The sequence below is a fragment of the Prosthecobacter sp. genome (genome assembly GCF_044232965.1).
Taxonomy (GTDB): Bacteria; Verrucomicrobiota; Verrucomicrobiia; order Verrucomicrobiales; family Verrucomicrobiaceae; genus Prosthecobacter.
The window spans coordinates 1-13,640 of record NZ_JBIIKX010000007.1; the positions used below are offsets into that span (position 1 = coordinate 1).

Below are 13,640 nucleotides of genomic sequence, written 5' to 3' on the forward strand. Positions count from 1 at the left end.
GCGATCACGCTCCGAGGCTAGCAGCGCGAAAACGCTCTGCATCGTTAAAAAACACCGTGGTGACAAAAAATGCTGATTATAGCACGAGCGAACGCATGACTTCACGGCAGCACCAACTGAGTGCATTCAAGAGCCTGCTTCTTATACCGGACACCGTTGTAGAGGTATTCGACGGTGAGAAGGTTCTTTTCCGTGGTCTGAGACTGCGCCGCAGCCACTCCGACAGTTACCCCGTTGACCTCCGTGATGCTCGCACTGTTCCCCTGTGGCGTGGTTGTGCCAATAGTGGTCGCCTCTGCGTTTGTGGCGGTGGCACCAATGACAACGGTTGTAGTTACGTCTGCTTGGGCTTTCGCGGCATCACTCAACGAATCAGTTACCAGGATGGAAACAGGTGCGCTGATGACTGTCGTAGGTATGAGCTTTGAGAGTCTATTTTTCACGTTGCGAGGCAGGTTGCCGGGCAACGTGTAGCGGGCGCTGACAAGCTCGATAATTCTAGGCTGAAAGACACCAACCGTGCCTGCAGGAGCAGCGCTCGCTGCGGAGGCCGGGGGAGTTTCGGTTGTAGAATTGGTACCTCCCACTGGATTTGCACCTGCGGGGGTCATCACCAGTGCTTCGGTTGTGGAAGGGCGGCGAGCCAGTACGGCGAGTGCCTCCGCAAGATTCGCATCACGTGCCTTTTGATCCAGATTTTGTCCATTCAACATGCCGCCCGTCAGATTGGCTAGACACCAATCCCTTAAAACGATTGCCTGTCGGCAGACCTCAATGGATTGATGGCTCAGTTCAGCGGCGCGAATAGCTTCCTTCTCCTGCCTTTGATAAACCGCCGCCGCGAAGCCCTAAGCCTTGCGCTGCATTGCTGCGGCCTGTTACGCCTCTGGATTAGCCTCCCCATATTTAGGACGAACTTCGGGCGGGAGCGCTGACAGCGGTATCGTCGCAAATCCATCTGCATGCATAATGCGGATTTCCGTGGGTGACTTGTTCATTACCTTCACCTGCTTGAAGACTTTTCCATCAAGCGTGTTCAATTCGGTAAATTGATCCTGAGCCAGCGAAAGAGTTGTGAACAAACCCAGAGCAAGAATTAAGAATGCTTTCATATAATCTCGACTTCAACATTTTGAATCCATATCGTCAAGGGCAGTTTTTTCGCTATTATAATCGTGGCGCTGAAGCTTAAGGATCGATCTGTGATGAACCTCGGAAAGTAGCTGGTGCGTGTTTGCCACTTGGCAAGGAGGTTGCGCCATTGAGGTACCGGGCTTAGATCAGCCTCATCAAAGTCCGTGATTATCCATGAAACCGCATCTGATCATCTGCATTTTCGTCGGGCTTTCATCTGCCTCTTGCGAAAAAATCGGCGAGTTGAAGATGGAGGTGGCGGCGTTGGACGCGATGATTCAAAAGGACCAGGCTGCCGTCGAGCACTACGAGCAAAGCATTCGTCCTCTAGGTGGTCGCGAAGGTCTGGAAAAGCTTCGTCTTCAGGCGGAGATCTTGCGCATCCGCGTCGATGCGTTGGGGCAACAAAACAGCTCGCGTCGGGAAAAATGGGCCGGTATTGATGCCAAATTTTCGAAACTCAGACCCGCCGCCGAAACTTTCAAAGCATCGCAGCCGCAGTAACCCCGTGCCCACCTTTCGCGATGTTTGAATTCCGACTCGGCTCCTTTCTTCTGAAGGCCCTGCTCTTGGTCTCATGTGCTCTTGGCGGATATGAGTACTACAGCCGTGTTGAGCAGATGAAGATTGAGATCGCCGACAAAAAAAACACTGCCCAGGAAAAGAAAGACGCCGTTTCCTCACTTAAATCCCTCTGGCAAGAACTGGAGACGGCTCAGAGCCAGATCAAGGTATTGCAAAAGCGCGAGGAGGCGGAACTGAAACAACGAGACCAGATTGATCAGCTCGAACGCAAGCTCAGCGGGGAAATCAAGTATCTCGCCCTGTCCATGCACGACACCGTGGAGAAAGCCCGCGCAGCCGCCGTCGGCACCATGGCTAGAGAACTCAGTCTCTCAGGCCGCCCTGCGCTGCAAAATGCAAAAATCCTCAAGATCGAAGATATCGCGATTACCTTCATGCACGACGATGGCGTGGCCAATCTGCGGCTCCAGGTTGACGAGTTGCCGCCTGAAATGATCCAAAAATTTGACATGGGATTGAGTGGCCTGGCGAAGCAACTGCGGCGCTTGGCGGATTCGCTCGCGGAGCCTGCAAAGCAGAAATAACCATCCTCACTCCCCGCCCGCCACATCCGGGTTCAGCGGCGTGTAGTGTTCCAGGTATCCGATCATCATCTCATCGAAGGTCTGCTGGCCCCAGCGGACGCTTTTGGTCGGGTCGGGATTCGCGGGATTGGCGGAGCTGTTGTCGAAGACGGCGGTGATTTTGATCGTCGTTCCGCGTGGGAGGAAGCGCGGCATGGCATAGTCGTAGCGGAGCTGCCAGTTGAAATCGTAGCGCGGGATGTCGAGCAGCGTTTCGGTCTTCCCATCGGGTGAGATGGCCTCGAATTTGAAGGCTTTGCCGCGCACATGCATGTGGGCCATCCAGGCCATCGCATTGATGTCCGTGGGCAGTTTGCGCTGTGCGGTCTCGATGTGGTTCGCGGCTCCGGCGGGGATGTGGATGCGAGCGTTGGGCATAGCGGTGGTGTGGACGACGTATTTCGGCGGCTCTTTGGCAAAAAGCAGGCCCATGCGCATCGTGTCCTGCACGGCCTTGCCATTCGGCGTGTAGTGAATCTGGAAGCTCACCGTCGCCCCGGCAGGCAGTTTGCGGGCAAAGCCCTCGTGATAGATCTGCTTCGTGTTTCCTGGCACATAGGCGGCCCAGTAGCCTTCGCTGCCTTCCTCGCCGCCGCCGCGCACTTTCCGGCCTTTTTCAAACACGGTGACGATGACGTGATGCACCACCTGCCGCTCCGTGGGCAGAATTTCATAACCACGCACCCAGCGGTCTTCAGGGAAGTCCGTCGTCACCGTGACGTGCTGGTAAGGCATGGTGCCCTCGGCCTTGATCGAAATTGACCTGGCGGCGGCGATGATGGCGTCCGGTTTGCCAATGCTCCACTCACAGGGGAACTGGCGCGGCTTCGGTGCGTCAGCCACATCACCTTTCGGACGATCCGATGCCAGCCAGGCAAGTAATTCGGCGCGATCTCGTTCGGAAAGCGAGCGATCATTCGCCCACGGCGAATGCGTCTGGCCTTCCAATGCCGCCGCGAACCACGGTGGCATCGCTCTCCGCTCCACCTGTTTGCGGATCATGCCCGCGTGTTCGATCAACGCATCATAAGAATCGAGCGCGAACGGCCCCACGCCGTCGCTGTGATGGCACTCCACGCAGTTGGCCTGCATGATGCGGGCGATGTCGCGATGATAGGTGACATTCGTGCTGGCGACGGTCGATTGAGCAGGCAAATCAAGCGCACAGCCCGGTGCGCTGGTGGCTGCGATTTCCGCCGATTCTCCGCGCAGCATCGACGCCACGGCATCACGCAGGTAATGGTGCGCAGGCTGCTCCTTGGCGTAGCCGAGGCCGTATTGGTCATTCAAAGCGCCGCGATAGACGAGCGTACGCGTCGCATCGAGCAGGAAGACCTCCGTGGTCGTTGTTGCGGCGAGTGACTGAGCCAGCTTGCCATCGGCATCGAGGGCCACCGTGGATTTCAAACCGTGATCAGTGATGAATTTCGTGATCTCATCGCCCTTCTGGCCGGGAGGCGCGTTGACGAGGAGAAGTTTCACCTCTTGAGCCGCCAAATCCTTTTCCAGCCGCACCGTTTCAGGAGCGAGCTTGCCGCTGATCGGGCAACTGGCGCTGAACAGGGCGATCACGAGACCGTTTTTGCCTGCGGCGGCGCTGAGTTTGATGTCCTTGCCATCCAGCGTCTTCAGCGCGAGGTCATCGACCATGCGGCCCACGCCGTGATCGCTGCCTTTGAGCATCTGCGGCGCTTCTTTGAAGGAAGGGTCTTCACTCGCAGGCTTGATCGGGCTGCTGGTGCTCGGACTGTCAGCAGCACCGCGTTTGCGCAGGCTGGCGAGTGTTTTGACGGCCTCGTCCAGTGTCACACTGCCGTCCTTGTCGGTGTCCAAGCCGGTGAACCAGCGTTTGTTCGGCAGTTCATCCTCTGTCAGTTTGCCATCCGCGTTTTTGTCGAGCCGCTTGAACAGGCCGCCGGTGTCGGAGCCGCCGCCGAGGTTTTGCGTTTTGCGCACGCTTTGCAGCGCCTCGTCGCGGGTGAGCGTGCCGTTTTTGTCGGCGTCGAGCATTTTCAAATAGTCCGCGCTGTTCATTTCGTCGCCGCTGATGACACCATCGTTGTTTTTATCGAGGGCTTTGAAACGTGCGTCAAATTCCGCGAGCTGGGATTGTGCGCGGAGACCGATGGCTGAAACGGCCAGCAGGACGCCGCCGAGGAGGATGAAACCGAGCTTTTTCATGGGGGGAGAGTGGAATGTGAACTCGATCTGTGACCGGAAGTTTCCTGCTGTATGACAGGATCATCCAGTCAAATTCACACCTCCACGATTGACGCCGCAGTTCTCGTCCGTTTGAATCACCCCGATGAACAACCGCATCCTCTCCCTCCTGTCCGTCATGGCCCTTGCTGGCAGCGCCGCTGCTGAAGTCGCCTATGAATTCGTCCCTAATTTCATCACGCCGCCTCCAGGCAAAGAAACCATTGGCAATGGTCACGGTGAGATCGCCGTCGATTCCGCCGGAAACATCTATGTGAGCGTGCAAGAAGCGAACGCCGGCATCCAGGTCTATGGCAAGGACGGCAAGTTCATCAAAGCGCTGGCGTTGCCGCCTTCACTGCACGGCTTCGTGATTCGCAAGTATGGCGACGGCGAGCACCTCTACGCTGCCGTGCTGGGCGAGCAGAAGGTCATCAAATGCAATCTCGACGGCACGGTCGTCATGACCATCCCAACCAGCGAATTCCCTGCCGACAAGATCGGCAAAGGCCTCAAGCTCACGAACTGCGATGTGGCTCCAAACGGCGACATTTATGTCGTCGATGGCTACGGTCAGAGCCACATCTTCGTGTTCAGCGCTGAAGGCAAATTCAAGAGCGTCTTCGGCGGTCCTGGTGAGCCTTTGAAACTCGCCAACGCACACAAGGTCTTCATCGATCGCCGCTTTGAGCCTGCCCGCGTCATGATCTGCGACCGCGGTCACAAGCGCATGCTGCATACCCAGCTTGACGGCACCTTCATCGGCGAGATCGCCACCGAGATGCGCAATCCCTCCTCCGCCAGCTTCCATGGCGATCTGATGTGCGTGGCCGAGATTGCTGGCAATGTCAGCGTCTGGGATAAGAACAACAAACGCGTCGCCGATCTCGGCACGAGCCCAAAACCAACGAACACACCTGGCATTGAGCCGAAAGACTGGCAGCAGGGCGTGGTGACCAGCCCGCACGGCATCACCTTCGACAACGACGGCAACATCCTCGAAACCGAGTGGAACAAGTGGGGCCGTGTGTTGCGCTGGAACCTCAAGAAATAATGCGCGCTGCGCGATCCATCCTCATTCTCGCCGCAGGGGGAGCCGTTCTGGCCCCCCTGTGTGCTTTTGGGCATGGAGCGGAGTTTTTGAGCGCCAAGCTCACACTGCTGCCGGATGCCGAGGTGCTGCTCGAAATCACCGCCGACTACGGCGGCAATCCGCTCATCACGGATGAATTAGTAGCCCGTGAAGCTTTGATTGATCCCATCCGGCTTCGCCGTGATGAAACCCTTGTGCCACTGGCGGAACTGTCGGCTGCCAGCGTCACGCAGCACGACAACTGGGCGGAATTCGCCCCCGCATCGTATTTACCTTCCGTTACGGAGGCCCAGCCCCACACCTTGATCACCGCCGCGTGGCGCTGGCGCAGCGAAGAGCCGGAAATCGTCTTTGAGATGCCAAAAGGCAAACTGCACGACGTGCTGCTCTGGACGCGTGATCAAACCAACCCCGACGCGCCGCCGAAATGGATGCTGCTGCTCGCGGGCGATAAATCAAAGGCCATCGCCATCCACTGGCCGCCTTGGTGGCAGCGCTGGCAGACGGTGATGGCCTCGTCGGTTTTCGTTCTCGCGCTCGGTTACTTCGTCTCGCGGAACTTCACACTGCGCCAGCGCACGCTGTAGGGGCCGGTGCCTTTCTTGATGCCATGAACCTGGAAGCCGATGTGGCCTTCGGGATCACCGGGCTGGCTGAAGTCGGCGGTTTTCACGCCATTCACGAAGCTCTGGTAATGGTCGCCCTTCACCACGATGCGGTAGTGGTTCCACTCTCCCTTTTTGAAGGCAGCCTTCGCTTCTTCGGTTCGCACAGCCTCGGTTCCCGTCAGCAGGCTCCACCATGTGCCCCGACGGGCCTCGTCATAGAAATTGCCAGCGGAGCCATCGATCGCGATCTCGCACTGCGGGCCGTAGAGGCGCCCGGCAGGCAGTGGTTTGCCACCTTTGCTACCTTCGGGGGCGGGGTCGCCCTCTTTGGCGATATGGCTGCGCACCTGCACGCCGGAATTGAGTTCATTGTCCACGTTCACCTCGAACTCGAGTTCAAAGTCCTTGAACGGTCCGATGGCGAGGAAGGTGTTCGGGCTGCCATCGACCGTGGTGCCGATGAGCACGCCGTTTTCCACCTTGTAGGTAGCTTGGCCGCTGATGATCTGGCCGCCTTGCAGCGAACCGTCGGCGAACCAATATTGCCAGTCCGCGCCTTCGTCCTTGGCTTGGAGATTGAGAAATGCAGCGGTTAACAGGGCTGCGGCGGAGAGTGAGGTGAGGAAGCGAGTTTTCATGATTGGGGCCGCTTTCAACGCACGAAGGCGGCTATTTCCATCGAAAACACCCGGTTACTTAAGGGGGCTTAAATAACTGGGCAGTTTTAACCGGGTAAAAACCTCAAATAAATGGAAACCAACCTTGACCATTGGGTCAGGTTGGAATTAAAATGCCGTTATTACCCGGTTATAATTGGATGGCCCGCCCCTCAAACACCTTCGACTCACTTACGCTGACGATCGCGATCACACCGCAGATCAAGCAGTACCTCGAAGACATGACCCTGAAGGGCACGTTCGGCAGCAGCCCCGCCGAGGCAGCGCGGATGCTCTTGAGCAATGGGATCGATGCCATGTTGAACTCGGGTGCTTTGGATAGACGCAAATGGACTCTGAAGGACGGCCAGCTCGTTCTTCTGACGCAGGATCAACCTTCCCTCTCATCATGACTCTGCAACTCGATCTTCAAGCCGACTCCACCGTCTTCTCCACCCTCGTGGAGGTCGAAATGACCGACACCGACCGCAGCCTCAAGGGCAACTGGAAGTCCGAAACCCGCCTCTCGATGCTCTCTCACGAGATTACCCGCTACATGCCGGAACTGGCCGCCATGCTCGCCCAAGGCGGCAAGCGGAAGATGCTCGCGGCTTGAAATGCCGCCTGCTCTGCGCCAACAAAGCGCATGACCCTCATCTCTGGAGCCGCCGTCGCTGAAAAAGTCCTCGAAGAATGTCGTCGTGACATCGCGGCACTCGCTGCTCAAGGCCGCAAACCCGGCCTGGCCGTCGTCTTGATCGGTGATGATCCCGCCTCCCGAGCCTACGTCCGCTCCAAGGACAAAAAATGCCGCGATCTGGGCCTGCACTCGGTCAAATTGGAGCTGCCGGCCAGCACCACGCAGGACGAGTTGCTCGCGCACGTGCGTGCGCTGAACAACGATCCGGCGATTCATGGCATTCTGGTGCAAAGCCCGCCGCCGAGGCACATCGACGAGGCCGCCATCGTGCGGGCAATTGATCCAGCGAAGGATGTCGATGGCTTCCATCCGGTAAACGTGGCGAAGCTCGCGCTCGAAGATCCGACGGGCTTCGTTCCCTGCACGCCGCTGGGCTGTCAGCGTTTGCTGATTGATGCGGGCATCGAAACCAGCGGTGCGCATGCTGTGGTCGTCGGCCGCAGCATGATCGTCGGCAAACCGATGGCGCTGCTGCTGATGGCAAAGGGCAAAGGCGGTGACGCCACCGTGACCGTCACGCATTCCCGCACACGCGACCTAGGCGCGATCACCCGCACCGCCGACATCATCATCGCCGCCATTGGCCGTCCGCATTTCATCAAGGCTGAACACGTCAAAGAAGGCGCGGTTGTCATCGACGTCGGCATCAATCGTGTGGACGACCCCAGCAGCGAGAAAGGCTACAAACTCGTCGGCGATGTCGCCTTCAACGAAGTCGCGCCGAAATGCCGCGCCATCACGCCGGTTCCCGGCGGCGTCGGCCCGATGACGATTGCCATGCTGATGGCGAACACGATCAAAGCCTGTAAGCAGGCTGCATGACGCATGCCTTGACGGGCGTTGAGTGAGCGCATGAAAATCTGCCTCGCTCTCCTTCTCATCATCTCCCAAGCCCTCGCGCTCGATCCTGCCAAACTCGCCGCCATTCATCCGGCGATGGAGGTGGCGGTGAAGGCCAAACAGGCGGCGGGAATCGTCACGTTGGTGATGGAGAAGGGCAAAATCGTTCATCATGATGCCGCAGGCATGGCAGACATCGCTCAAGGGCGTGCGATGGAGAAGGACGCGCTTTTCTGGATCGCCTCGATGACGAAATCGGTGAATGGCGCGGCGGTGATGGCGCTGGTGGATGAAGGAAAGCTCTCACTCGACGAACCAGCGTCAAAATGGCTGCCAGATCTGACCAAAGTGACCGTTGCGGGCGGCGCGAAGCCAGAGAAATCGATCACGCTGCGCATGCTGCTCTCCCACACGGCAGGCATCGCTTTCCCTCCGCGCAAACCGACTGATGGCGCGATCTCGCTCAAATCGTATGTTGCCACGCTCATCAAGACGCCTTTGGCCTTCCAGCCGGGCAGCAGCTACGAATACGGCTTCGGTCCCACCGTGGCCGGGCGCATCATCGAGATCGTCAGTGGCATGAAATACGAGGACTTCATGCGAACACGGATTTTCGAGCCGCTGGGCATGAAGGACACGACCTTTCATCCGAACGACGCGCAGCGTGCGCGAATCGCCGGCACCTACAAGATGGACGAGGACACGCGCGAGCTCGTGCCCGGCTACAACCCCTTCGTCACGAGCGATTCGAGCGTGCAGCACATGCCGGAGCCTGCGGGCGGCCTCTTTTCGACCGCGCAGGACATGGGCCGCTTTTACGCGATGATCGCGATTGCGGCGAACTCGACGACAAACGCATCCTGAGCGCGAAAAGCGTGACTGACATGACCAAACCGTTCAGCGCAGGCGGGAAACAGCTCAACTACGCCTGCGGCTGGCAGTGCAACATCGAAACCCAGCGCGTCTGCGCCGCCATGCCCGTAGGCAGCTTCGGCCACGGCGGTGCCTTTGCGACAAATGGCTGGATTGATCCGCAAAGCGGCATCGTCACCGTCTTCCTCGTGCAAAACGTGCTCGTGCCGGACAGCGGCAAGCCGAAGGATGCTTTCCAACGGCTCGTCATGGAGGCCGCAGGTATCACGGTGAAGTCAGCCGCGGCAAAGAGGCAGTGATTCGCGATGCCCTCGCTGTTTCTGATTCACATCGTCAGAGGTGCATGCCATGCTGTGAGCCGCCATGATGAACCGCCCCACCTTTTTTGCCGTTTTGAGCGCCTGTGCGCTGCCTATGTTCCTTTTTGCCGAAGAGGCCACAAAGGAAAAGCCAGAGGAGCCGAAGAAGGAGGAGAAAAAGGATGAAAAGAAGTCCGAGGACGACAAACCGGTGGTCACGGAGGGCAAGGTGACGATTGGCGGGAAGGAGATTGCCTATGAGGCGAAAGCGGGGACGCTGCCGATTTTGAAGCCGGATGGGAAACCTTCGGCGCAGGTGTTTTATACGGCTTACACGATGAAAGGTGTGAAGGACGCGGCGACCCGGCCGGTGACGTTTTGTTTCAACGGCGGGCCGGGCAGCAGCAGCGTGTGGCTGCATCTGGGTGCCTTCGGTCCGAAGCGGGTGGATCTGCCAGCGGACGGTCTGACACCGCCGAAACCGCCGGGCGGGCTGGTGAACAATGAATTCTCGCTTCTGGATGTGACGGACTTGGTTTTCATCGACCCGGTGAACACGGGTTTCAGCCGCGCGGAAGATCCGAAGGCGGTGAATGAGTTCCTCGGCGTGCAGGAGGACATCCAAAGCGTGGGCGAGTTCATGCGACTGTGGGTGACGCGTGAGCAGCGCTGGCGGTCGCCGAAATTCATCGCGGGCGAGAGCTATGGCGGCATTCGCGGCGGTGGCTTGGCGCAGCACCTTCAGCAGCGGCATCGGATGTACTTGAACGGGATCATCATCGTTTCGGGGCTGCTGGATTATGCGACATTGATCTCGGGACCGTTGAATGAGACGCCGTTTCTTGTGGGATTGCCGACGATGACTGCGACGGCGCATTATCACAAGAAGCTGCCAGCGGATTTACAGGCGGATTTCAAGAAGGCTGTGGCGGAGTCGCGTGAGTTCGCCTTCGGCGAGTATGCGTCGGCGTTGCTGAAGGGAGCGGATTTGACGAAGGCGGAGCGCGACGCAGTGGTGAAGAAACTGGCGCGGCTTACGGGGCTGGAGCCGAAGCTGATCGAGGATCAGGAACTGCGGATCGACAGCGGTGTCTTTCGCGAAATGCTGCTGCGGAAGGAAAAACTGGTGCTGGGGGCCTACGACGCGCGCGTGACAGGACGTGATGGCGATGAATCAGAAAATCACCCGCAGATCGAGCCCTTTATGCGGGTGGTGGGCAGTATCGCGGCTGCGTCGATGAACGCCTACCTACGCGAGGAGCTGAAGTATGAGAAAGACCTGCCCTACGAGGTGCTGGCCTCACAGCCGAACTGGAATCACGGCAAGGGGAACAGCTACACGAGCGTGAGCGGCATGCTGGCCGACGCGATCCGGCAGAATCCGCACCTGAAGGTGCTGGCGTTGGTCGGCTGGCGCGATCTGGTGACACCGCCGGACAATATGATGCTGAGCGTGCGCCAGATGCGCCTGCCGGACGAGCTGCGGGGGAACATCGAGTTCGCCGAGTACGAGAGTGGTCACATGATGTACACGAACCGCCCGGACATGGCGAAGATGCACGCGGATATTACTGTATTTATAATTAATACACTTAAATAGCGGCTCGTACAGAGTGGCGAACTTGCTAAATTGACAGAAAACATCTCACCCCTCGCTATACCCAAAAGACACGAGTCCCACTGAGGACTCGCTCTCAGATGGCGAATTCAAAACAGAGAGCCTTCGGTCTTGCCGAAATCTCAAAAATTGCGCAAATTTGTCTAATTGGACTGAATTCCAGCCCGTTCATACGAACGGAAGTTCACGCACTCCATTCCACATCACCATGAAACAAACCACGAAACTGCTGAGCAGTCTCTTCGTCACTGCTCTCTTTGCGACATCCGCCTTTGCGGAAATTCGCACCTGGACGGATACCAAGGGCCGCCAAGTCAACGCCTCATTCATCGGACTCGCCGGTGGGGACATTATGCTGCAGACCGCAGACGGAACCATGCACAAATTCCCTCTGACGAATCTGTCCGCAGAGGATCAGGCTCTCGCTAAATCGTTGAAGCCTTCTGACCAGCCAGTTATGCTGGCCAACTCATCCGTTGCCCAGGCATCAGGCAAAATTGATGTGCTAGTGGCCACTGGCATTGGCCGCGCCAACCCTGAGCGTATTAAAGGTGGCAAGCCAGCAATCACGGGCTTCAACCCGATGGCGAATGACGAGCAGTTTGTCCGCCGTGTGTATCTCGACATCGTGGGTCGGATTCCCAACTACGATGAAGCAACGACTTTCATTAAGGACTCGAACCCTGGCAAGCGTGCCAAACTGATCGACATGCTGCTCGACAGCCCTGGTTATTCTGGTCACATGTACAATTACCTCGCTGAGATGCTTCGAGTCAAAGATCGCCTAGAAGGCGGTAATGATGTTCGTGGTGTTCCTTACATCAACTGGCTGCAGAAGCAGGTCGAGCAGAATGTCACTTGGGATAAGATGGTCTTCGATATGTTAACGGCCACAGGCAAAATGTGGCACAATGGTGCTGCTGGATACCTCCTGCGCGATTCTGGCATGCCTCTCGACAACCTCGCCAATACTCTGGCTGTGTTCCTTGGAACTGACGTTGCCTGCGCTCAGTGCCACGACCATCCGTTTGCCGACTGGACACAGTATCAGTTCTACGAAATGGCATCGTTCTTTGGTGCCACCAGTACTCGCTATCAACGTCGTGCCCCAGCCCGCCGCAACAAGGAAGGCATGGAGATGGTGGACATGGGCAACAAGCTCATGCCGGAAATGGAAAGCATGATCGAGAAGAACGGCGGGGATATGACCCGTATTCGCAACGGCTTGCAGCAGTTCATCGGTGCCAATCGTTATGCCATCACCGACACGGAGACCAATTCCACCAAGCTGCCGCATGACTATAAATATAAGGATGCCAAGCCGCTGGATCCGGTCGCTCCAAAGTTTATCGCCTGGAGCAAGGAGGACCGTAGCTTGCCCGCCTATAAGCAAAAGACCAAAGTCGAGGAGAACCTGCGTGCTGCTTTCGCCACTTGGGCCACTCATCCCACCAACCCGCGTTTTGCCATGGCCATCGCCAATCGCATGTGGAAGCGTGCTTTCGGGCAGGGAATCAACGAGCCGGTGACGAATATTGACGATCCTAATCAGTCCGCCAATCCAGCACTTCTCAAGCATCTTGCTGAAGAAATGAAGCGTGTGAAGTTCAACCTGAAGGATTTCATGCGCATTATCTACAATACTCGCGCTTATCAGTCCGAGGCCACTACCGAGCAGATCGTCATGGGCGAGCCGTATTATTTCCAAGGTCCGTTGCTTCGTCGCATGACGGCTGACCAGGCTTGGGACTCTTACATGACCCTTGTTTTGGGTGACCCAGACAAATACAAAAAGCCGCTGGAAGACCTTTACAGCAAATCCATCGACCTCGACCTCTACAATCCAAAGCTCGACGCTCAAACGGTGCTCATGAAGTATGATGCCTACCGTAAAATGGGTGAGAAAGAGCGTGCGATGATGGGCGGCGGTCTCGCAACGGCAGGTGAGGACATGATGATGGATGATGCCAAGAAAGCTGGCAAAAGCAGCAAGGCGGGAGCTGATATGATGATGGACAACGCCTCATTGAGCTACAATGGCATGGTGCTACGCCGCTCTGCGGAGTTGGAGCAGCCCGCGCCCGCTGGCCACTTCCTCATTGAGTTCGGTCAGTCTCCCCGAAATATCATTGATGGCAGCAACAAAATCGGCTCTGTCCCGCAAGTGCTGATGATGATGAACGGTCGCGCCCAGGAAATGCTCACCAACACGGATTCGCTGATTTTCCGTACCATGGCGAAAGTGAAGCCTGAGGGTGAAAAAGCAGATGCGGAGTCCGCAAAGCTGGACGCTTTGTTCATGTCGGTGCTCAATCGTCGTCCGACAGAAGCAGAGATGGCCACCGCCAAGAAAACCGCTGCCAGCGAATCATCTGGTTATTCAGACATCATCTGGGCGCTCATCAACACCCGTGAATTCATCTTTGTACAATAACACGACATCAACTCTGTTTCACAACAAACCAAAACAAC

The 13,640-nt window shown here is 57.3% G+C and carries 15 protein-coding genes; 11 read left to right on the top strand and 4 right to left on the bottom strand.

Annotated elements, in window-relative coordinates; genetic code table 11:
• Positions 1-101 precede the first annotated feature (101 nt).
• Positions 102-713, bottom strand: coding sequence for a hypothetical protein (locus tag ACILSI_RS04590; RefSeq protein WP_395720673.1), 612 nt, complete (start codon positions 711-713; stop codon positions 102-104).
• Positions 714-878: 165 nt separating this feature from the next.
• A complete protein-coding gene (locus ACILSI_RS04595) occupies positions 879-1,112 on the bottom strand; it encodes a hypothetical protein (RefSeq protein WP_395720674.1) in 234 nt (77 codons plus the stop codon).
• A 196-nt stretch (positions 1,113-1,308) separates the two neighbouring features.
• Here ACILSI_RS04595 and ACILSI_RS04600 point away from each other — a divergent pair, with 196 nt between their 5' ends.
• Positions 1,309-1,638 carry a hypothetical protein gene (locus tag ACILSI_RS04600; protein ID WP_395720675.1) on the top strand — a complete coding sequence of 110 codons (330 nt, stop codon included), beginning with the start codon at positions 1,309-1,311 and terminating at the stop codon, positions 1,636-1,638.
• A gap of 20 nt (positions 1,639-1,658) precedes the next feature.
• The gene (locus ACILSI_RS04605; protein WP_395720676.1) at positions 1,659-2,243 is read left to right on the top strand and encodes a hypothetical protein; all 585 of its coding nucleotides are present in this window, start codon (positions 1,659-1,661) and stop codon (positions 2,241-2,243) included.
• 6 nt (positions 2,244-2,249) lie between these two features.
• Here ACILSI_RS04605 and ACILSI_RS04610 read toward each other — a convergent pair whose 3' ends face one another.
• Entirely contained in the window at positions 2,250-4,463 is a 2,214-nt protein-coding gene (locus ACILSI_RS04610) for a redoxin family protein (RefSeq protein ID WP_395720677.1), read from the bottom strand.
• Positions 4,464-4,587: 124 nt separating this feature from the next.
• Between ACILSI_RS04610 and ACILSI_RS04615 the strand changes: the two genes are divergently transcribed.
• Positions 4,588-5,535: a hypothetical protein gene (locus tag ACILSI_RS04615; RefSeq protein ID WP_395720678.1), complete on the top strand. Its 948-nt coding sequence runs from the start codon at positions 4,588-4,590 to the stop codon at positions 5,533-5,535.
• Between the two features lie 86 nt (positions 5,536-5,621).
• A complete protein-coding gene (locus ACILSI_RS04620) occupies positions 5,622-6,161 on the top strand; it encodes a hypothetical protein (protein WP_395720679.1) in 540 nt (179 codons plus the stop codon).
• Here ACILSI_RS04620 and ACILSI_RS04625 read toward each other — a convergent pair.
• Positions 6,116-6,820 (bottom strand): DUF1080 domain-containing protein, encoded by a 705-nt coding sequence (locus ACILSI_RS04625; RefSeq protein ID WP_395720680.1) that lies wholly within the window; start codon positions 6,818-6,820, stop codon positions 6,116-6,118. The two genes, ACILSI_RS04620 and ACILSI_RS04625, sit on opposite strands and share 46 nt — an antisense overlap.
• Positions 6,821-6,999: 179 nt before the next feature.
• Between ACILSI_RS04625 and ACILSI_RS04630 the strand changes: the two genes are divergently transcribed.
• From ACILSI_RS04630 to ACILSI_RS04660, 7 genes are all read left to right on the top strand, one after another.
• Entirely contained in the window at positions 7,000-7,251 is a 252-nt protein-coding gene (locus ACILSI_RS04630; protein ID WP_395720681.1) for a hypothetical protein, read from the top strand.
• Positions 7,248-7,454 (top strand): hypothetical protein, encoded by a 207-nt coding sequence (locus ACILSI_RS04635; RefSeq protein ID WP_395720682.1) that lies wholly within the window; start codon positions 7,248-7,250, stop codon positions 7,452-7,454. Before ACILSI_RS04630 ends, ACILSI_RS04635 begins: the two co-directional genes overlap by 4 nt.
• Positions 7,455-7,484: 30 nt before the next feature.
• The gene (gene folD, locus ACILSI_RS04640; RefSeq protein ID WP_395720683.1) at positions 7,485-8,360 is read left to right on the top strand and encodes a bifunctional methylenetetrahydrofolate dehydrogenase/methenyltetrahydrofolate cyclohydrolase FolD; all 876 of its coding nucleotides are present in this window, start codon (positions 7,485-7,487) and stop codon (positions 8,358-8,360) included.
• Between the two features lie 30 nt (positions 8,361-8,390).
• Entirely contained in the window at positions 8,391-9,242 is an 852-nt protein-coding gene (locus ACILSI_RS04645) for a serine hydrolase domain-containing protein (RefSeq protein WP_395720684.1), read from the top strand.
• Positions 9,243-9,262: 20 nt separating this feature from the next.
• Positions 9,263-9,550 (top strand): hypothetical protein, encoded by a 288-nt coding sequence (locus ACILSI_RS04650; protein WP_395720685.1) that lies wholly within the window; start codon positions 9,263-9,265, stop codon positions 9,548-9,550.
• 64 nt (positions 9,551-9,614) lie between these two features.
• On the top strand, positions 9,615-11,150 hold the full coding sequence (locus ACILSI_RS04655; RefSeq protein ID WP_395720686.1) for a S10 family peptidase: 1,536 nt from the start codon (positions 9,615-9,617) through the stop codon (positions 11,148-11,150).
• Positions 11,151-11,376: 226 nt separating this feature from the next.
• A complete protein-coding gene (locus ACILSI_RS04660) occupies positions 11,377-13,602 on the top strand; it encodes a DUF1549 domain-containing protein (RefSeq protein WP_395720687.1) in 2,226 nt (741 codons plus the stop codon).
• Positions 13,603-13,640 lie beyond the last annotated feature (38 nt).

Excerpts from the sequence above, each read along its gene's own strand:
- ACILSI_RS04590 (WP_395720673.1), bottom strand. The coding sequence starts at position 713 with ATGTTGAATGGACAAAATCTGGATCAAAAGGCACGTGATGCGAATCTT.
- ACILSI_RS04595 (WP_395720674.1), bottom strand. The coding sequence starts at position 1,112 with ATGAAAGCATTCTTAATTCTTGCTCTGGGTTTGTTCACAACTCTTTCG.
- ACILSI_RS04600 (WP_395720675.1), top strand. The coding sequence starts at position 1,309 with ATGAAACCGCATCTGATCATCTGCATTTTCGTCGGGCTTTCATCTGCC.
- ACILSI_RS04605 (WP_395720676.1), top strand. The coding sequence starts at position 1,659 with ATGTTTGAATTCCGACTCGGCTCCTTTCTTCTGAAGGCCCTGCTCTTG.
- ACILSI_RS04610 (WP_395720677.1), bottom strand. The coding sequence starts at position 4,463 with ATGAAAAAGCTCGGTTTCATCCTCCTCGGCGGCGTCCTGCTGGCCGTT.
- ACILSI_RS04615 (WP_395720678.1), top strand. The coding sequence starts at position 4,588 with ATGAACAACCGCATCCTCTCCCTCCTGTCCGTCATGGCCCTTGCTGGC.
- ACILSI_RS04625 (WP_395720680.1), bottom strand. The coding sequence starts at position 6,820 with ATGAAAACTCGCTTCCTCACCTCACTCTCCGCCGCAGCCCTGTTAACC.
- ACILSI_RS04630 (WP_395720681.1), top strand. The coding sequence starts at position 7,000 with ATGGCCCGCCCCTCAAACACCTTCGACTCACTTACGCTGACGATCGCG.
- ACILSI_RS04635 (WP_395720682.1), top strand. The coding sequence starts at position 7,248 with ATGACTCTGCAACTCGATCTTCAAGCCGACTCCACCGTCTTCTCCACC.
- folD (WP_395720683.1), top strand. The coding sequence starts at position 7,485 with ATGACCCTCATCTCTGGAGCCGCCGTCGCTGAAAAAGTCCTCGAAGAA.
- ACILSI_RS04645 (WP_395720684.1), top strand. The coding sequence starts at position 8,391 with ATGAAAATCTGCCTCGCTCTCCTTCTCATCATCTCCCAAGCCCTCGCG.
- ACILSI_RS04650 (WP_395720685.1), top strand. The coding sequence starts at position 9,263 with ATGACCAAACCGTTCAGCGCAGGCGGGAAACAGCTCAACTACGCCTGC.
- ACILSI_RS04655 (WP_395720686.1), top strand. The coding sequence starts at position 9,615 with ATGATGAACCGCCCCACCTTTTTTGCCGTTTTGAGCGCCTGTGCGCTG.
- ACILSI_RS04660 (WP_395720687.1), top strand. The coding sequence starts at position 11,377 with ATGAAACAAACCACGAAACTGCTGAGCAGTCTCTTCGTCACTGCTCTC.